General features: G+C 65.6%; 16 protein-coding genes. 4 read left to right on the top strand and 12 right to left on the bottom strand.

Annotation, left to right across the window (positions count from 1 at the left end; genetic code table 11):
• Positions 1-20 precede the first annotated feature (20 nt).
• The 4 genes from GJA_RS04850 (at position 21) to GJA_RS04835 (ending at position 5,552) form a co-directional block, all read left to right on the top strand.
• A complete protein-coding gene (locus GJA_RS04850; protein WP_038489328.1) occupies positions 21-1,169 on the top strand; it encodes an efflux RND transporter periplasmic adaptor subunit in 1,149 nt (382 codons plus the stop codon).
• A complete protein-coding gene (locus GJA_RS04845) occupies positions 1,166-4,267 on the top strand; it encodes an efflux RND transporter permease subunit (RefSeq protein ID WP_038489325.1) in 3,102 nt (1,033 codons plus the stop codon). The genes GJA_RS04850 and GJA_RS04845 overlap by 4 nt, the downstream gene beginning before the upstream one ends.
• A gap of 40 nt (positions 4,268-4,307) precedes the next feature.
• Positions 4,308-4,487, top strand: coding sequence for a hypothetical protein (locus tag GJA_RS04840; RefSeq protein WP_038489322.1), 180 nt, complete (start codon positions 4,308-4,310; stop codon positions 4,485-4,487).
• A gap of 141 nt (positions 4,488-4,628) precedes the next feature.
• Positions 4,629-5,552 (top strand): hypothetical protein, encoded by a 924-nt coding sequence (locus tag GJA_RS04835; protein ID WP_038489319.1) that lies wholly within the window; start codon positions 4,629-4,631, stop codon positions 5,550-5,552.
• Between the two features lies 1 nt (position 5,553).
• Here the strand turns inward: GJA_RS04835 and GJA_RS04830 are convergent, their stop codons facing one another.
• The 12 genes from GJA_RS04830 to GJA_RS04780 all read right to left on the bottom strand — a co-directional run bounded on the left by GJA_RS04830 (position 5,554) and on the right by GJA_RS04780 (position 18,703).
• Positions 5,554-6,300, bottom strand: coding sequence for a hypothetical protein (locus GJA_RS04830; protein WP_038489316.1), 747 nt, complete (start codon positions 6,298-6,300; stop codon positions 5,554-5,556).
• 166 nt (positions 6,301-6,466) lie between these two features.
• Positions 6,467-7,870 carry an efflux transporter outer membrane subunit gene (locus tag GJA_RS04825; protein ID WP_038489313.1) on the bottom strand — a complete coding sequence of 468 codons (1,404 nt, stop codon included), beginning with the start codon at positions 7,868-7,870 and terminating at the stop codon, positions 6,467-6,469.
• Positions 7,867-9,033: an HlyD family secretion protein gene (locus GJA_RS04820; RefSeq protein WP_422567929.1), complete on the bottom strand. Its 1,167-nt coding sequence runs from the start codon at positions 9,031-9,033 to the stop codon at positions 7,867-7,869. The genes GJA_RS04825 and GJA_RS04820 overlap by 4 nt, the downstream gene beginning before the upstream one ends.
• Positions 9,034-9,035: 2 nt before the next feature.
• Complete coding sequence (locus tag GJA_RS04815; RefSeq protein ID WP_081905258.1) at positions 9,036-10,733, bottom strand: MFS transporter; 1,698 nt, start codon at positions 10,731-10,733, stop codon at positions 9,036-9,038.
• A 183-nt stretch (positions 10,734-10,916) separates the two neighbouring features.
• Positions 10,917-13,358: a catalase gene (locus GJA_RS04810; RefSeq protein ID WP_038489310.1), complete on the bottom strand. Its 2,442-nt coding sequence runs from the start codon at positions 13,356-13,358 to the stop codon at positions 10,917-10,919.
• 169 nt (positions 13,359-13,527) lie between these two features.
• Complete coding sequence (locus GJA_RS04805) at positions 13,528-13,863, bottom strand: hypothetical protein (RefSeq protein WP_038489307.1); 336 nt, start codon at positions 13,861-13,863, stop codon at positions 13,528-13,530.
• A 192-nt stretch (positions 13,864-14,055) separates the two neighbouring features.
• Entirely contained in the window at positions 14,056-14,316 is a 261-nt protein-coding gene (locus tag GJA_RS27120) for a hypothetical protein (protein ID WP_144241425.1), read from the bottom strand.
• A gap of 117 nt (positions 14,317-14,433) precedes the next feature.
• A complete protein-coding gene (locus tag GJA_RS04800; protein ID WP_051780311.1) occupies positions 14,434-15,189 on the bottom strand; it encodes an SDR family NAD(P)-dependent oxidoreductase in 756 nt (251 codons plus the stop codon).
• Between the two features lie 10 nt (positions 15,190-15,199).
• Positions 15,200-15,949, bottom strand: coding sequence for an aspartyl/asparaginyl beta-hydroxylase domain-containing protein (locus tag GJA_RS04795; RefSeq protein ID WP_051780309.1), 750 nt, complete (start codon positions 15,947-15,949; stop codon positions 15,200-15,202).
• A 9-nt stretch (positions 15,950-15,958) separates the two neighbouring features.
• Positions 15,959-17,203, bottom strand: a complete 1,245-nt coding sequence (locus tag GJA_RS04790; RefSeq protein ID WP_051780307.1) for a beta-ketoacyl-[acyl-carrier-protein] synthase family protein — start codon at positions 17,201-17,203, stop codon at positions 15,959-15,961.
• Positions 17,194-18,438, bottom strand: a complete 1,245-nt coding sequence (locus GJA_RS04785) for a beta-ketoacyl-[acyl-carrier-protein] synthase family protein (protein ID WP_051780305.1) — start codon at positions 18,436-18,438, stop codon at positions 17,194-17,196. The genes GJA_RS04790 and GJA_RS04785 overlap by 10 nt, the downstream gene beginning before the upstream one ends.
• A complete protein-coding gene (locus tag GJA_RS04780; protein WP_038489304.1) occupies positions 18,431-18,703 on the bottom strand; it encodes an acyl carrier protein in 273 nt (90 codons plus the stop codon). Before GJA_RS04780 ends, GJA_RS04785 begins: the two co-directional genes overlap by 8 nt.
• Between the last annotated feature and the right edge of the window lie 5 nt (positions 18,704-18,708).

The raw sequence follows: 18,708 nt of genomic DNA, 5'->3' as shown, positions 1-18,708 counted from the left end.
AACCCTCAGCGGAGTCCATCATGAAAAAACTGACCATCAAACCGATCGCCCTGGCGCTGGCCGCCGTCTCCAGCCTGGCCGTCATCGGCTTTGGCGCGTATGCGCCGGCCTCCAGCGCCGCCGACGACAAAGGCAAGGCCGGCGTACAGAAAGCGGCGCTGACCGTGACCACCGCCAAGCCTTCCTCGGCGCGGCTGCCGATCAAATTGAGCGCCAACGGCAACGTCAGCGCGTGGCAGGAAGCCGTGATCGGCAGCGAATCGAACGGCTTGCGCCTGACCGACGTCAAGGTCAACGTCGGCGACATGGTGCGGAGCGGCCAAGTGCTGGCGCTGTTTTCCAGCGACACGGTCAACGCCGACCTGGCGCAAGCCCGCGCCGCCGTGATGGAAGCCGAGGCGAATGCCGCCGAGGCGGTGGCCGACGCGGCCCGCGCGCGCACGCTGCAAAGCAGCGGCGCGCTGAGCGCCCAGCAAATCAGCCAGTACCTGACCGCCGAACAGACCGCCAACGCGCGCATCGCGTCGGCCAGGGCGTCACTGGCCAGCCAGCAGCTGCGCCTGAAATATACCCAGGTGGTGGCGCCGGACAGCGGCGTGATTTCATCGCGCAGCGCCACCGTCGGGTCGGTGGTCGGCGCCGGCACCGAATTGTTCCGCATGATACGCCAGGGGCGCCTCGAATGGCGCGCCGAAGTCACCGCCGCCGAATTGCTGAACCTGAAACCCGGCACCAGCGCGCAAGTGACGGCCGCCAACGGCAGCGTGCTGAACGGCAAGGTGCGCATGATCGCACCGACCGTCGATCCGCAAACCCGCTCAGCGCTGGTGTACGTCGACTTGCCGGCCGCCACCGGCAAGGAAGCGCCGTTCAAGGCCGGCATGTACGCCAGCGGCCAGTTCGAACTGGGCGCTTCCGACGCGATCACCGTGCCGCAGCAGGCGATCGCGATACGCGACGGCTTCAGCTACGTGTTCCGCCTCAATCCAGACCAGCGCGTCAGCCAGATCAAGGTGCAGCCGGGCCGCCGGCTGGCCGGCCGCATCGAAATCCTCGGCGGCATCACGCCCGATACCAGCATCGTCGTCAGCGGCGCCGGCTTCCTGAACGACGGCGACCTGGTGCGCAATGTGGCAGCGGCAGCCGCGCCAAACAAGGAACGGCCATGAATTTTTCTTCCTTATCGATCAAGAATCCGATCCCGGCCATCATGCTGTTCGCGTTGCTGACGCTGGCCGGGCTGCTGGCCTACCGCGCCAACCCGGTGCAGGATTTTCCCGACATCGAACTGCCGATCGTCACCGTCAGCGCGGTGCTGCCCGGCGCCGCGCCGGCCCAGCTGGAAACCGAGGTGGCGCGCAAGATCGAAGACTCGGTCGCGACGCTGCAAGGCGTCAAGAATATCTATACCAAGGTGCTCGACGGCACGGTCGTCGTGACGGTCGAATTCATCCTCGAAAAGCAGATCGCCGAAGCCGTCAACGACGTGCGCGACGCGGTGGCGCGGGTCAAGGCCGACATGCCGGCCGAGCTGCGCGACCCGGCCGTGACCAAGATCTCCACCGCCGGCCGGGTGGTGCTGACCTTCAGCGCCACCGCCCGCGACGGCGTCGACAATCCGCTCGACCCGCAAGACTTGAGCTGGTTCGTCGACAATACCGTCGCCAAGCGGCTGCTGGCGGTGCCCGGCGTCGGCGCGGTGAACCGGGTCGGCGGCGTGTTCCGCGAAATCCGCGTCGAACTCGACGACCAACGCATGGCGGCGCTGAAAGTGTCGGCGCTGGACGTGTCGCGCCAGCTGCGGCTGGTGCAAAGGGAAGCGCCGGGCGGACGCGGCGACGTCAGCGGCGCCGAACAGTCGGTGCGCACCATCGCCACCGTGCAGAGCGCCGCTGAACTGTCGCGCATCGACATTCCGCTGCCGGACGGGCGCCACATCCGGCTCGACCAGGTCGCCAGGGTCAGCGACACGGTGTCCGAACCGCGCTCGATCGCGCAGCAGGACGGCAAGACGGTGGTCGCCTTCGACGTGTTCCGCACCAAGGGCGCCAGCGAAGTCGCGGTGGCCGCGGGCGTGCGCGCGGCGGTCGCCGAACTGCGGAAAGACCATCCCAACATCGTGCTGCAGCAAGCCATCGACAATGCCTCCCCGGTCGAGGAAAACTTCGAAGGCTCGATGGAACTGCTGTACGAAGGCGCGCTGCTGGCGGTGCTGGTGGTGTGGTGGTTCTTGCGCGACTGGCGCGCCACGCTGGTGGCCGCCGCCGCGCTGCCGCTGTCGGTGATGCCGGCCTTCCTCGGCATCTACTGGTTCGGCTACACCCTCAACACCGTCACGCTGCTGTCGCTGGCGCTGGTGGTCGGGGTGCTGGTCGACGACGCCATCGTCGAGATCGAAAACATTTCGCGCCATCTGCGCATGGGCAAGACGCCGATGCAGGCGGCGATGGAAGCGGCCGATGAAATCGGCATGGCGGTGATCGCCACCACCTTCGCGCTGGTCGCGGTGTTCCTGCCGACCGCCTTCATGGGCGGCATTCCCGGCCTGTTCTTCAAGCAGTTCGGCTGGACCGCCGTGCTGGCGGTGCTGGCCTCGCTGGTGGTGGCGCGGCTGCTGACGCCGATGATGGCCGCCTACCTGCTGAAACCGCTGAAGCACAAGGAAGAAAAAGACGGCTGGCTGATGCGGCGCTACTTGAACGTGATGCGCTGGTGCCTGCACCACCGGCTGGTCACCGCGATCGCTTCCGGCCTGTTCTTCGCCGGCTCGATCATGCTGGTGCCGCTGCTGCCGACAGGCTTCGTGCCGGCCGCCGACCGCGGCCAGACCCAGATCAACCTGGAACTGCCGCCCGGCTCGACGCTGGCCGAAACCCGCGTGGTCGCGGCGCAGGCGCGCGCGGCGGCGCTGCGGGTGCCTGGCATCACCGGCGTGTTCAGTTCGATCGGCGGCGGCTCGGCCGGCGACGCGTTCGCGCCCGGCGCGGCGGCCGAGGCGCGCCGCGCGGTGCTGACGCTGACCACGCTGCACCGTACCAAGCGCAAGGAATCGATGGCCGGCCTGGAAGCGCAGCTGCGGCATCAGCTCGACGGCATCCCCGGCGCCCGCTTCACCGTCGGCCCGCCCGACACCGGCGTCAAGATGCAGCTGGTCTTGCGCAGCGAAGACCCGGTCGCGCTGACCGGCGCGGCGCAAAAAGTGGAGCGCGAACTGCGCGGCCTGAAAGGCATCGGCAACGTCAGTTCCAGCGCCTCGCTGGTGCGCCCGGAAATCATCGTGCGGCCCGACTTCGCGCGCGCCGCCGACCTCGGCGTGACCGCCACGGCGATCGGCGAAACGGTGCGCGTGGCCACCGCCGGCGACTACGACACCGACCTGACCAAGATGAACCTGTCGGAACGCCAGGTGCCGATCCGGGTCAAGCTGCCGGATGCGGTGCGGGCCGACCTGGACGCGATTTCGCGCCTGACCGTGCCCGGCAAGAATGGCCCGGTGCGGCTGGCCAACGTGGCCGGCATCAGCATGGAAAGCGGCCCGGCGCAGATCGACCGGCTCAACCGCAGCCGCAACGTGACGCTGGACGTGGAGCTGGGCCAGCGCTCGCTGGGCGAATTGAACAAGGAGGCGCGCGCGCTGCCGTCGATGAAAAACCTGCCGCCGTCGGTGCATATCGCCGAGCTGGGCGACGCCCAGGAAATGGCGTCGCTGTTCGCCAGCTTCGGCCTGGCGATGCTGATCGGCGTGCTGTGCATCTTTTGCGTGCTGGTGCTGCTGTTCAAGGACTTCATGCAGCCGATCACCATCCTGGCCGCGCTGCCGCTGTCGATCGGCGGCGCCTTCGTGGCGCTGCTGCTGACCGGCCGCGCGCTGTCGATGCCGTCGATGATCGGACTGATCATGCTGATGGGGATCGTCACCAAGAACTCGATCCTGCTGGTCGATTATGCGATCCTGGCGCGCCAGGCCGGCATGAACCGCGTCGACGCGCTGGTCGACGCCTGCCACAAGCGCAGCCGGCCTATTTTGATGACCACCATCGCGATGGGCGCCGGCATGATGCCGCTGGCGCTGGGCTGGGGCGCCGACCCGAGTTTCCGTTCGCCGATGGCGATCACCGTGATCGGCGGCCTGATCACGTCCACCTTGCTCAGCTTGCTGGTGGTGCCGGCCGTGTTCACCTATATCGACGACCTGGAGCACTGGCTGGGACGCTTCAGGAAGCAGCTGCGGCGTAATGACGGCGCCAGGGTGGTGCTGGACAAGTAAAACCGGCCCTAAATCAGCCAGCTGGCGCCGTTCGACTTGAGTGGCGAGCCCTTGCTGGAACTGGCCGGCGGCATCGTATGACGACCTGCTGCTGGTAGTCAGCGGCGAATCGTCGGTCGCCAGCGAAAACAGCCCACCGCAGCCGGACGCCGACGACATCGCACGCGACACCAGCAAGCTCAAGGGGCAGGCGCGCTGCGCCTACGACGGCAAGCAATAGCGGCTGGTCGAAGGCGAAAACATCGTGCCGGGCGTGTGACCGGCGAGCGTCCCTGATCTTGCTATCAATTTGAGACAAATAGCCGGCCCGCCAGCAAATACGGCATGACATAATGCGCCATTATTTTATTTAATGACAATTATGCGCATCACCACAACCTTATTCAAAACATCCCTGCTCCTGCTGCTGGCCGCCACCCTGGCCGCCTGCTCGGGCAAACCGGCGCCGCTGGCCAGCGAAATAGACGAGGGCGTATTGATGGTCGCCATCTTTGGCAAGAATTACCGCCCCGCCAGCAAAGATGCGCTGACCACCTGGAACAACCCGGACAAGCACAACAAGCGCGGCCGGTATTTGCTGCAGGCGATCGCCCATACGGTGTTGCCGGATGGCGTCACGGTACTGGTGGTGAACGCGCAGCCGGCCGGCGCCGACGGCCAATCCACGGCGATTCATGACACGCCAGGCTTGTTAAACGTCTTTTTCATGAAACAGGACGGCGATCAATGGCAAGTCTTGAAGCGCCATGAAGAAGGCGCCATCGGCAACAGCGGCTACGTCGGCGACGTCAAGTGGATCAAGCTCGGCGCCGACAAGCCTGGCATGGAAATCATCAACAGCCTGGTCTACTATGGCAACGTCAGCACGAGCACGGTGCTGTACGATTTGAGCGACCAGAAAGTGCGGAAGGTAGCTGGATTCGCCATACATGCGGATAACGATGTGGCTTGTGACCCTGAAGACCACCCGGACGCCAATAAATGCTGGAATGTGACCGGCGACTACCACTTTGTCGCCCCTCAAAAGCCAGGCCCCTACGACGATGTGATGATGCTTATTTCAGGCAAATCGGAGCTCGCCCAGGAAACTGACGCGGCGCAGCAGGAACAGAGCGCAGCGGCCAAGGAAGCCAACGCCCCTGAGCAGGAAGAGAATGCACCGGAGCCGAGCACCAAGAAGGCCGGGCGCGTCGTCACCAAAATCAATCAATGGGCGCGCTACGCCTACGACGGCAAACAATACCAGCTGGTCGAAGGCGAAAACAACATCAGGCACGGCTTTTGATTCAGGCGGCGGTCTTGAGGCGGCGCAGCAAGGGCTGGTACATCTCGCGGGTGTGGCGGCTCCAGCGCTGCATCGCCTGGTCCAGCTCGGCGCGCAGTTGCGCCGCCAATGCGTGCTCGCCATTGCCGGCCGCCCAGATCGCATATTCGGCGCGGCACTCGAAGCTGCCGAAACGCTGCAGCCCATCGTCGAATTCCGCCTTGGCCTCGGTTTGGCGGCCTGCGCCGGCCAGCGCGCGCGCCATCAGGATCGATACTTTCTCGGCCCGGAAATGCACGTCGTTGCGGCGGATGAATTCCACGTGCGGCAACGCATGGGCGCCCTTGCCCGACTCCAGCCACGCGCGCGCCGCGCTGTAGCGGATTTCCAGGTCGGACGAAAACACGCCCTGCAAACACGTTTCATAGACGCCGGCCGCTTCTTCGGCGGCGCCGTTTTCCAGCAAGGCGCTGGCCAGGCGCATCTGGTTCTGCGCGGTCGGCGTGTAGTCGAAGGCGGCGCGGGCTTCGCGCAATTCACGGCCCGGATCCAGCGTTTTCACGGCGACCGACACGGCCTTGCCGGCGCCGTGCCGCAAGTTCGAAGCGGGCAGGTAGACCGCGAACAGATACACCAGGCTGCCCAGCAGCGGGAATGAAAACAGCACGAACAGCCAGAAAATCGGCTGGCCGTTGCGGATCGCATGTATCGCAAAAAACAAGGCGACCAATACATGTATGCCTATGCCGCCTATGCCAAAAATTTCCATTTACTAACCTCTTGATATCAATGACAAGATGTAGCCGGCCACAAGCCAGGCTTTTTCCTGGCAGGGATATTACACCTCCAGATCCTTAATCTCCAATTAACGCCCATGCGGCCTGACCAAAAAAAGCCCGGCAAGCCGGGCAAACGAGGAGAAACGGAACCGCAAATCAGGGGGCGGGAATCGGTGGCGGCGCGGCCCAGCCACCGCCCATGGCGCGGTACAGGTCGACCGACGCGACCAGCATGCGCGTCTTCAATTGCAGCCGGCCGACGTCGGCGCTATACAAGGTGCGCTGGGCGTCCAGCTCTTCCAGGTAGGAGGCATAACCGTTGCGGTAGCGGTTGCGGGCGATGCGCAGCGTGTCGGCGGCGGTGGCGCGGCGCGCATCGTTTTCCTGCGCCTGTTCACGCAACCTGGCCAGCGCGCCGATGCCGTTATCCGCTTCGGCAAACGCGCCGCGCACCGTGTCTTCATACGCATGGGCCAGCTGGTCGCGCCGGGCCGCCGCGGCATCGGTTTGCGCCTGCACCCGGCCGCCGTCGAAGATCGGGCCTGCCACGATGCCGGTCAATTTCCACAAGGCCAGCGGCGCGTTCAGGAAGGTGGTCAAGGTGGCCGCTTGCACGCCGCCCGCCGCCGTCAGTTTGAACGACGGCAGCAACTGATCGCGGATCGCGGCCAGGCTGTCATTCGAGGCCAGCAAATTCAATTCGGCGCGCGCGATGTCGGGCCGGCGGCGCAGCAAGTCCGACGGCAAGCCGGCCGGCACCGGCGGCGGGTTCAAGTCGGCCAGCGGGATGCCGCGCGCGACCGGCCCCGGATTGCCGCCGGCCAGGATGGCCAGCGCGTTTTCCTGTTCGAAGATGGCGCGCTGCAATTGCGGCACCAGTTCCGCCGCCGCATGGTATTCCGATTGCGCCTGCAGCCATTCCAGCTGCGAGCTGTAGCCGACCTCGAACTGGCGCCGCGCCAGGTCGCGCGACTGCTGGCGCAGTGTCAAGGTGGCCTGGGCCAGTTCCAGCTGCGCGTCGAGGCCGCGCAAGTTCAGGTAGCCAGCCGCCACGCTGGCGGCGATCGACAAGGCCGCGGCGTCGGCGCTGGCTTGCTCGGCGCGGTAGCTGGCGGCGGCCGCGTCGCTCAGCCTGGCGAGCCGGCCCCATACATCGATTTCATACCCGGCCTGCAGCTCGGCCTGGAAGACATTGCTCACATACGGTTCGCCGTTGTAGGCCAGCGTGCGGGCGCGGGTCGGCGCGCTGTCGAACGACAGCGCCGGCCGGCGACTGCTGTCGGCCTGGGCCAGGCGCGCGCGGTATTCGGCGACGCGGGCGCGCGCCACCAGCAGGTCGCCGTTATTGGCCAGCGCGCGATCGACCAGCGCGCCCAGCACCGGATCGCCGAACGCCTGCCACCACCAACGCTCCAGCGCCGGCCCATTCGCGGCCGGCCCGGCCCGCGAGCGGAACTCGGCCGGCACCTGCAGCGACGATGGCGGTGCCGGCGGCGCATTCGCGGCGCAGCCGGCCAGCATCGCCGCCATCGTGCATGCCACTACGCCGCGCCGCATCATGGCTTGCTTCCTTTGCCGGGCGGCGGTGGATTGACGGCGGCGTCGTTCAGCACCGCCGACGTATCGACGCTGACCACCACCGACATGCCGGGCCGCAGCCGGCGCGCGTTGGCCTGGCCCGGATCGATGCGGATGCGCACCGGTATGCGCTGGGCGATCTTGAGGTAGTTGCCGGTCGCGTTATCGGCCGGCAGCACACTGAATTCGGAACCGGTGGCCGGCGAAATCTGTTCCACCTGGCCGGTCAGCGCGGCGCCGTTCAAGGCGTCGACATGGAAGGTTGCGCCCTGGCCGATCCGCACGCCGTTCATCTGGGTTTCCTTGAAATTGGCGATCACCCACATCTGGCGCGGCACCACGCCCATCAGCTGCGCGCCGGAATTGACGTACGCGCCCTGGCGCACCGTCACCTGGCCCAGCTGGCCGTCGGACGGCGCCGTGATGCGGGTATTGTCCAGGTCGATGCTGGCCGCCTTGACGGCCGCCTGCGCATTCGCCACCGCCGCTTCCAGCGCCGCCTTGTTGACGATTACCGACTGCACGTTTTGGCGCGCGATGTCGAGACCGGCCCTGGCCTGGGCCAGCGCCGCCGCCGATTGCGCCTTGGCAGCCTGCGACTGGTCCTGCTCGCGTCGCGACAGCGAACCGTCGGCCACCAGCGCATCGACCCGCAGCAGGTCGGCGCCGGTCTTGCGGGCCTGCGCCTCGGCATTCAGCAGCGCGGCCTGGCTCATCGCGACGTTGGCCCCGGCACTGTTGCGCTGCTGCGCCCAGTTGGCCAGCGCGGCTTGTTGCGCAGCCAGTTGCGCCTGCGCCTGGTCGTAGCGCTGGCGGTAGATGCGGTCGTCGATCCGCACCAGCAACTGGCCTTGTTGCACCATCTGGAAATCCTGCACCTTGACGTCCACCACATAACCCGACAACTGGCTGCCGACGATGGTCACCTGGCCGCGCACCATGGCGTTTTCGGTGCTGACCATGGGACTGCTGAACGGCGGCAAGCGCCACGCATACAACACGATCAGCACGCCGATCAGCGCTACCGACGCAAAGAAAATGCCCGACAACCACTGACGGCGCCGCTCCGGCTGCGGCGGCGTCAACGGCGCGGCAGCCGGAGCGGCCTCAGTCGCGGGTGGAGTCGGCGGCGTTGAGTCTGGCAGTGTCATCGAGGTTCCGAATTAGCGATAGAAACATTGGCCATGCCGGCATGCACGCCGGCCGCGTGCGCCAGTGCACGGTTCAGTGCATGCGCCCGCTTGCCCAGCGTGCCCCGGCACTGAGTCAGCAGCAGCCACAGGAAGGTCAGGATGGCGACGCCGCAGATCAGCAGGAACACATCGTTATAGGCCAGCACATTGGCTTCGCGGGTGGCGATCGCGCCCAGCCGGGCCACGCCTTGCCCGCTGCGCAGCACCGGGTCGGCCAGCACCCCGGCATACGCGCCGGCGCCGGATTGCACCCGTGCCGCCACCTGCGGGTCGAGCATCGTCAAATGCTCGACCAGGTAACTGGAATGGAATTTTTCGCGCGCGGTCTGGACCGTGCCGACAATCGCGGTGCCGAGCAAGCCGCCCATGTTCTGGGTAATCGCGAACATCACCGAAAAACTGACCAGGTTGCGCGGCTCGGCGATCACCGCGCCGAAACCGGCGACCATGGTCGGACCGAGGAAATAGGTGCCGCCGAAGGCCAGCAAGAACTGGCTCAGATACATATTGGCGGGCCGGGTCTGGCTGGTGGCGTGGCCGTCGATATACGCGCCGATGGCGATCAGCACCAGCGCGAACATCAGCGAACGGTGCAAGGTCGCCGGGTTGATCAGCAGCGCGCTGCACACCAGCCCCGCCACGCTGCCGGACAAGACCACCGCGAACATGGTTTGCATCTGGTCGGTGTTGAAGCCCAGCGCCTGCAGGAAGCCGACCGCGCCGGTCGATTCCGACAGCACGATGCGGAACAGCAGCACCGACAGCGCCAGCCTGGTCATCCTGGCGGTGGTCAGCCAGCGCGTATTGAGCAGCGGATTGGCGCGGTTATGCTCGATCGCCAGCGATGCGGCGATCAGCGCGATCGACGCGGCCAGGCAGATACCGACCCAGCGCGCTTCCAGCCACCACGCGGTGCGGCCCTGGGCCAGCACCGCGCATAACAGCGCGACGCCGGGCGCGAACAGTACGAAGGTCACGAAGTCGAGTTTTTCAAACGATTGGAAGCGGTCGCCCGGCGGCAGTTTTAGCGCCATCACGCAGCCCAGCGCCAGCAGCGTCAGGCCCAGCTCGAACAGATACAGGCCGCGCCATTCGCCGATTTCCAGCAGTTCCGACGTGAAAATGCGCGCCAGCGGCAGCGCCAGCTGGGCGAAGCCGAGCCCGAATACCAGCCCCTTGAGCCGGTGCCGGGCCGGAAACGCCTGCAAGGTGTAATACAGCCCCAGCGTGCCGAGCGCGGCGCCGACCATGCCGTGCGCGGCGCGCACCGCCAGCGCGGAAGCGAGCTGGTTGGCGTACAGGTGGCCGAAGGTGACCAGCGCATACAGCACCAGGAACACTTCGGTGAACAGCCGCAGGCCGTATTGCTGGCGGAACTTCACCAGCAGCAGATTCATCGACACGGTGGTCATCACATACGCCGCCGGCAGCCACAGCATCTCGGACGCATAAGCGCCCATGGTGCCTTGCAGGTTGACCAGGTTGGCGGTGACCAGGGCATTCCCGAGGCCGCCGGTCAGCGCGACGATCAGGCCGACCGCGAAATACGCCCAGCGGCGCCGGCGCGAATGCAGCGGCGTCGACGGCGAGCCCGGCAAGGACGGACGTTCGTGCGGCTGCCAGCTATGGGGTTGGTACGGATCCTGATCCATGCGCTTGATCGCTATCGTGTGTGTCAGTCCATCGCAAATGAATACAAAATGTACAGCTTGGCAACGAGCATAGCATTGCCCGGCGCTTTTATTGTTTCATTTGGCAAGAGTGTGGGAGAAACAACAGGCAGGCACGGAATATGGCGGCGCGGAGCAGAGTCCGGCCGCCGCCGTGGGTGAACTTTAGACTAGCGGAGGATCGGTCTCGCGCGCATACACGCGGTGCGCCGCCAGCGCCGCCTTGAACGCGGCCACCGCGCGCGCCAGGTCGCCAGGGCTGGCGCCATCGGCGATGATCAGGCCCGGATCAGGCTTGCCATCCGGCAGCCTGAGCGGAATGCCGGCCTTCGACAGCAACTCCTTGCCGGCCCCCAGCGCCAGTATCGGCTTGCCATGGCGGTATTGCAAACGCACGAATTCCAGCGCGTTGGCGTCCTGCGCCAGGCGTTCGGCGCCGGCCGCGCCATCGGCGATGACGACGCCGTCGAACAATACCGACGGCCCGGTTTCCAGCGAAATCTCGACCGCCGGCGCGGCACCCGCACCGTTGCCATTCGCCGGCAAGCTGCCGAGGCGGCTGCCGACCACCCGCGGCACGGCGCCGTCGGCCAGCAGCGAGGCGTACACGGTGCGCAGCTGGGCCACGTCGCTGCCGGGCGCGGCCAGGATGGCCACCTTGTGCGCGGCGATGCCGGTTTGCCCCGGCAAGTGCAGCAGCGACAAGGCCGGCGACGGCGCGTAGTCCGGCACCGGCAGCGGCGGCTGGTCCGGCAGCGGCGGCGGCAGCGGGATCGCGATGCTGTCGGCGACGCGCTGCGCCAGGTCCCGGTCGACATTGCGCAGCAGCGCCACCACGCGCTTGCGCACGGCCGGCGTCTGCACCTTGGTCAGCTCGAAGCGGAAGGCATGCACGATGTGGTTTTGTTCGGGCGCCGACTGGCTGATCCAGAACAGCCTGGCCTGCGAATAATGGTCGGCGAATTTCTCCGGCTTGGCGCGCACCTTGTCGCCATCGGGCGGCGCCGGGAAACTGTTAAAACCCTTGGCGCCGGCCTGGAATGGACAACCGCCGGCCAGCGAATTCGGTTCGTACGCGACGCGGCCACGGTTGACGGTCTGGCGGTGCATGCCGTCGCGCTGGTTGTTGTGCAGCGGCGCCAGCGGCGAGTTGATCGGGATTTCATGGAAGTTGGCGCCGCCCAGCCGGCTGATCTGGGTATCGATGTACGAGTGGATGCGCCCTTGCAGCAGCGGGTCGTGGCTGAAATCGAGGCCCGGAATGATATGCGCGGCGCAGAACGCCACTTGCTCGGTCTCGGCGAAAAAATTGTCCGGATTGCGGTTCAGCGTCAGCTTGCCGACCGGGGTCAACGGCACCAGTTCTTCCGGAATCAGCTTGGTGGCGTCGAGCACGTCGAAACCGAATGCATCGGCCTGTTCCTCGGTGAACACCTGGAACGCCAGTTCGTATTGCGGATAAGCGCCTGCCTCGATCGCTTCCCACAGGTCGCGCCGGTGGAAGTCGGGATCGGCGCCGTTGATGCGCAGCGCCTCGTCCCACACCAGCGAATAGGTGCCGGCCAGCGGACGCCAGTGGAATTTGCAAAACACCGACTTGCCGTGGGCGTTCACCAGGCGGAAGGTATGCACGCCGAAGCCCTGCATGGTGCGGAAGCTGCGCGGGATCGCGCGGTCCGACATGACCCACATCAGCATGTGCGCGGTCTCCGGCGACAGCGAGGCGAAATCCCAGAAGGTGTCGTGCGCGCTGGCCGCTTGCGGCATGCCATGGTTCGGCTCCGGCTTGACGGCGTGGATCAGGTCAGGGAACTTGATCGCATCCTGGATGAAAAACACCGGGATGTTATTGCCGACCAAATCCCAGTTGCCTGCGTCGGTATAAAACTTGACGGCGAAACCGCGCACGTCGCGCACCGCGTCGGCCGAGCCGCGCTCGCCGGCCACGGTCGAAAAGCGCACGAATACCGGCGTGCGCTTACCGGCCTTGGAAAACGGCGCGGCGCGGGTCAGCGCAGCGAGATCACGGTAGTTTTCAAAATAACCGTGCGCCGCCGAACCGCGCGCATGCACTACCCGTTCGGGTATGCGCTCATGGTCGAAATGGGTGATTTTCTCGCGCAGGATAAAATCTTCCATCAGCGTCGGGCCGCGCAAGCCCGCCTTCAGCGAATTCTGGTTGTCGCCGACTTCGACGCCCTGGTTGGTGGTCAGGATCTTGCCGCCATCGTCGCCGCGCACCGGGTCGAGCGAGGTGCTGAGCGGACTGCTGCCTTGCGGCGCGATACCGTCGCCCGCCTTCGGCGACGCATTGTTTTCGGTGATGGTGCTGGCGGTGGCCGACACCGCCGAGGGCGTCACGCCGGGACCGGTTTGCGGCACCCGCGCCGCCTCGCCATGCTGGCCGGCCGTCAGCGGATTGAATGGCATCGCCTCGGCCAATTTTTGGCCGGCAACCGCCTTTTGCAGCAAGGCGGCCGGGTGCTGATCATGATGGTGGTCCTTGCCGCCGAGGCTGGCTGGCGGCGCCTGCTCCGACGGCCCGGATACGGTACTCAGGATGGAGCCTGCGCCGTCGACCGACGGCGTCTTTTTATTCGTGGCCATACTCTACCTCGCAGGTATGCATGCGACCGGCAAACCAGCCGCATGATGGTGGATGGAAAATCTCACTGGAACAACCCCACATCACAACGCACCGCATCGTGTTGTTTTACCAGCGCCATCCCCTGCTGCCCCGTCTGCCTCATCGCGACGGGGCGGTATTGACGCCAGTTTATTTACTGCGCGACCCCAATAATTTCGACAAGCCATAACCGGCGGCGACCGCGACCAGCAGCGATACCGCGGGACTGCTGCGCACATAACCGCGGCCGGTATCGGCAAAGCGATTGTAGGCCGCACCCAGTTGCTTGCCGCGCGCCACCAGCGAACTGGAAACATCTTCGATCTTGTCGCCGGCGTAATCGACGCCGTCATGCGCGCTGCTGGCCAGGCGCTCGGTCAGCGGTTGCACCTTGTCGGCGGCCTTGTCTATGGCGCTGTGCAATTCTTCGCGGGTATCCTTGGCAACTTTGTTCAGTTCGGTGCTGGATTTTTCAAGTGCGCTCATGATGATTTCCTTTAATAAATAATGAGAAAACTAAATCATGATTTCGATCCACTGACCGGCCTCATGATTCTCCGCGTTTGCCTGCAAAAGGAAAACGAATGGATGCTGCTTTGCTGCTTTACATCAAACCGGCCATCGCCACTGATCTAGTTGCGCAACCGGAACTGCTTGCTTATGCAAAACAAAAGGGCATTAAAAGATACAATAATCCAGATGCAACTTGCCTACCGTGCGCTGGCTCACGCAGCGGTGCTGGCCGGTGCCGATTCGGGTATTGGTTTTAAGTAATTTATTACGGATCAAAAACAAATCGTGTGTAGCAGCCTGGTCGGCTCCTGCGGCGGCGCTCCGCCAGCCCGCTGTCGGGAGAAGAGTGCCTGCTCCACTTTGGTCTTGCCATTGCCGAACCGGGTCAGCAGATAGTTCATCAGCATCACCAGCTTGCCCGGACATGGGCGGCCTGCGTGTGGGGATGGGCGGCGCCCATGCAACACAAGCGGCTGGGCTGTCACTGTCCCGACAATAACAGCCTGCTGAAAAAATATGCCGCACTGTTGATCTATATCAATATCAGCAAGTAAACCCGCCATCCACGACGATGCTCTGGCCGCTGATGAAAGCCGCGTCGGGCGACAGCAAAAAGCGTACGATGCCGACCACGTCGTCGACCGAACCGAGCCGCCCCATCGGCGTCAGCGCAACGATTTGCCGCTTTTCCGCTTCCGTCGTGGCGTCCGCCATGTCGGTGGTCAGCAAGCCCGGCGCGACCACATTGACGCGCACCTGGCGCGTACCCAGTTCGCGGGCCAGGCAGCGGCTGAAGCCGTCCAGCGCGCTCTTGGTGGCGCCGTATACCGACAGGCCGGCAAAACCGCGCGTGCCGGAAATCGATCCGAGGCTGACAATCGACCCGCCGTTTTCGCGCAACATATACGGCGCCACCAGCCGGGTCATGCGGATCACCGCTTCCAGGTTGACCGCCAACAGCCGCTGCACCAGTTCTTCCGATGTCAGCGACAGGAACTGCCCATCGCTTTGGCCGGCATTGTTGACCAGGCCGGCGATCGTGCCGTAGCGCTGCACCACGGCACGCACGAATTGCTTGCTGGCGGCGGCGTCGGTGACATCCAGCGCGCGCCACATGAAGCGCATCTCTTCCGGGTCCGCTTCGCGCAGTTCGCGCAGCGCCGGCGTGTCATGCCGGCTGCAGGTGGCGACGATGCGGCCCTGCGCCAGCGCGTCGCGCACCAAGGCCAGGCCGAGGCCGCGGCTGCCGCCGCTGATGATCACGGCGCCCGCCGCATTGACGGTTGCTTGCTGGTTCATGGCGCGCTCCTCAATCCGGATTCCACGAGAACTGGTTGACCCGTTTATGGGTCTTGACCGCGTACACCCAGCGCGCCAGCAGCATGATCAAGCGTCCCAGCGCATGGGCCGGCTGCGGCATCGGGCGCAGCACGTCGACGATCAGCACGGCGCGCGGCTCGCTGGCATGGTTGACGATTTCATGGTCCCAGCTATCGTCGAACAGCACCGCTTCGCCCTCCTTCCACGTATAGCGGGTATCGCGCAGCAGGATCGCCGGCGGCCGTTCGCGCGGCACTTTCAAGCCGAGGTGGTAACGCAGATAATAGCGCGACGGACTGGTATGGCGCGGGATCGACTTGCCGGCGTCGAGGATCGAAAAAAATCCCTGGCACAGGTTCGGTATCGCGTCGAGCAGTTCGCAGGTGCGCGGGCATAGCTCGCGGTTGAATTCCGGCTTTTCGCCATAGCAGTACAGCATGAACACATTCCAGTGCTTGTCGCGGTTGTAGCGTCCCGACGCATACAGCAAGTCATCGTCGATATCGTGATACCGCGGCATCTGGTGCTGGTGCGGCAGCAGGTTGTCCAGCTCCGCGCGGATTTCCGCATAGTGTTGTTCGAAGATGCGCAAGGCCGGGAAAGTCTGGTCGATATCGAAATAAATCGGCCGCCGATCGCCGCCGATGAACAGGTTGAACAGCGGATTGAAAACGCTGACGATCTTGTAGGTGACGAAGCGGCGCTTGGCGAGATACAGCAGGTTCGTAAATGACATCATCGATCCTTTTCAGTCTGTTGGTTGAAGCGCCAACGCCAGCACCGCATGCAGGCCGCCGAAGGCAAAGGAATTGCTCAGCGCGCGCCGCGCGGCCAGCGGCCGGCAGGCGCCGGACACGATATCCAGCGCGCATTCCGGGTCCGGCTGATGCTGCGCGCCATTCGGCAATGCCTGGCCATGGGCCAGCGACAGCAAGGCGGCGATGCACTCCAGCGCGCCGCTGGCGCCCAGCGCGTGGCCATGCATGCCCTTGCTGGACGACACCGGCACATGCGCCGCGTGGTCGCCAAACACCTGGCGGATCGCCAGCGCCTCGGCATGGTCGTTCAGCACCGTGCCAGTGCCATGCGCATTGATGAAGCCGACTTGCCCGGCATGCCAGCCGGCCTGGTCCAGCGCCAGGCGCATGCAGTCGGCCATGCTGGCCGCGTCCGGCCGCAGCCAGTCGCTGGCGGCGGCATTCAGGCCGAAACCGCAAATTTCGCCGAGGATGGCGGCGCCGCGCGCGCGCGCCGCCTGCAGCGATTCAAGCAGCAGCAGGCCGGCGCCCTCGCCCAGCACGATGCCGTTGCGGCTGGCGCAGAACGGCCGGCAGCCGTCGGGCGACAAGACCCGCATCTGGCGCCATGCGCCGTAATGCACATACGACGGCAATTGCTCGCTGCCGCCGGCCAGCATGCGCTCGGCCAGGCCGCTGCGTATCATCAGGCAAGCCTGGCCGATCGCGTGGCTGGCGGACGCGCAGGCGCTCGAAATCGCCATCGACGGCCCATGCAAGCCATACGCCATCGTCACGCTGCTGGCGGCGGCGTTGTACATCGCGCGCAGGATGGTTTGCGGCGCCGGCGGGCGCCGTTTTACGTACGCCCGGTAAGCCGCCTGGTTATACGCCTCGTCGCCGCCGATCGCGGTGCCGAGAATGACCCCGATGCCGCGCGCGTGCGGCGTACCGGCGGCGATGCCGGCCTGGGCCAGCGCCTGCCCGGCGGCATGCAGCGCAAAGCGCGAGAAATCGTCCAGGTAGGGCTCGGCCAGCATCTCCGGCAAGCCGTCCAGCGGCGCCAGTTCGACCTTGCCGGCCAACAGGCGTTCCGGGCGCTGCGGCGTGGCGCCCCAGTTGTCGTCGCTGTGCGATACCGTGCGGATGCCGCTGCGCGCGGCGCTCAACTGATCCCAGAAGCTGGACAAGTCGTTGCCGGCCGCCGACACCACGCCCATGCCGGTCACCACCACCCGCCGCGCGTTCATGTCCATCGGCGCACCGCCAGCACCGCGTTGACGCCGCCCAGTCCGAAGGAATTGGACAGCGCCGCCGACACTTGCCGTTGCCGCGCATGGTTGGCAATCACGTCCAGCGCGCAGCACGGATCGGGCTCGACGAAATTGGCGGTCGGCGGCAGCAAGCCGTGACGCAGCGCCAGCGCGGTCGCGATCATTTCAAAGCCGCCGCTGGCGCCCAGCGCATGGCCGTGCACCGCCTTGGTCGACGAGATGCCCAGCGCATCGGCATGGGCGCCGAACACCTGGCGAATCGCCGCGCATTCGACCGCGTCATTGGACTGGGTGCCGGAACCGTGCGCATTGATATAGCCGATATCGCGCGGTTCGAGGCGCGCCATGCGCAGCGCCGTCTGCATCGCCTGCGCCGAGCCGCGCGCCGATGGATTGACCGGGTCCAGCGCATCGGCGCTCATGCCGACACCGGCCAGTTCGGCATGGATGACCGCGCCGCGCCGGCGCGCGCTGGCCAGCGTTTCGATCGCCAGCACGCCCGCGCCCTCGCCCAGCGCCATGCCGGTGCGGTGCAGTGAAAACGGCCGGCAAGTGTCGCTGGCCACCACGCCCATCCCGTGGAACGCCGTCATGGTCGAGAAAATCACGTTCGCTTCGCAGCCGCCGGTGATCGCATAGCGAACCTGGCCATGGCGCACCATCAGGTAGGCCTGCGCGATCGCATGGGTCGCCGATGCGCAGCCGCTGTGGACGATGAAGGCCGGTCCGGTCAGGCCGAAATGCATGGAGATGATGCCGACCGCCGCCTGGTGATTGGTGCGCGCCACCAGCGCCGGGTTGCAGCGCCTTTTGCCCTGGTGGAAAAAGCGCACGGCTTCCGTCTCGCGGCTGGACTCACCGCCGCTGGTGCAGCCGAGTATCACCGCCACCTCATGCGGCTCGGCCACGGGCAGCGGCCAGCCGGCATCGAGTATCGCCTCCTGCGCCGCCACCAGCGCATATTGGGCAAACGGGTCGAGCATCGCCTGCTGCGGCGTCTGCACATGGCGCTGCAACTGGAAATCGTCGACGACGGCCGCCGGCGCGCTGATTTCCAGCCCCGCCTGGCCACGCGTCACCAGGCGCAGCGCGGAACGGCCGTGCAGCACGCCGTCCCAGAACGGCGCCACGCCGATCCCCAGCGGCGACACACAGCCGAGGCCGGTGATCACCACCCGTTCATGCTCGGCCAGCCCGGCCTGGCCCGCGTCAGACATCGGATGACAATGCCCGCGCCGGCTGGCGCTGCTGCACGATCTTGTGCAAGGCCGTGCAAGCTTCTCCGATCGTCGCGAGGCTCATCAGCAAATAGGGTTCGATTTCGATATCGAAATAATCGCTGACTTCGAACACGATCATGGCCATCTCGATCGATGAAATATGGTAGAGGTCAAAGCGGGTGGCGGGGGTCAATTCGGTTTCCAGCAGCGCCGGTTTGACCTTGCGGATCGCGCCATAGACGACACGGTAGATTTCTTCCATAAAAC

The organism is Janthinobacterium agaricidamnosum NBRC 102515 = DSM 9628 (genome assembly GCF_000723165.1).
GTDB lineage: Bacteria > Pseudomonadota > Gammaproteobacteria > Burkholderiales > Burkholderiaceae_D > Janthinobacterium > Janthinobacterium agaricidamnosum.
This window is presented reverse-complemented; position numbering and strand designations above follow the sequence as displayed.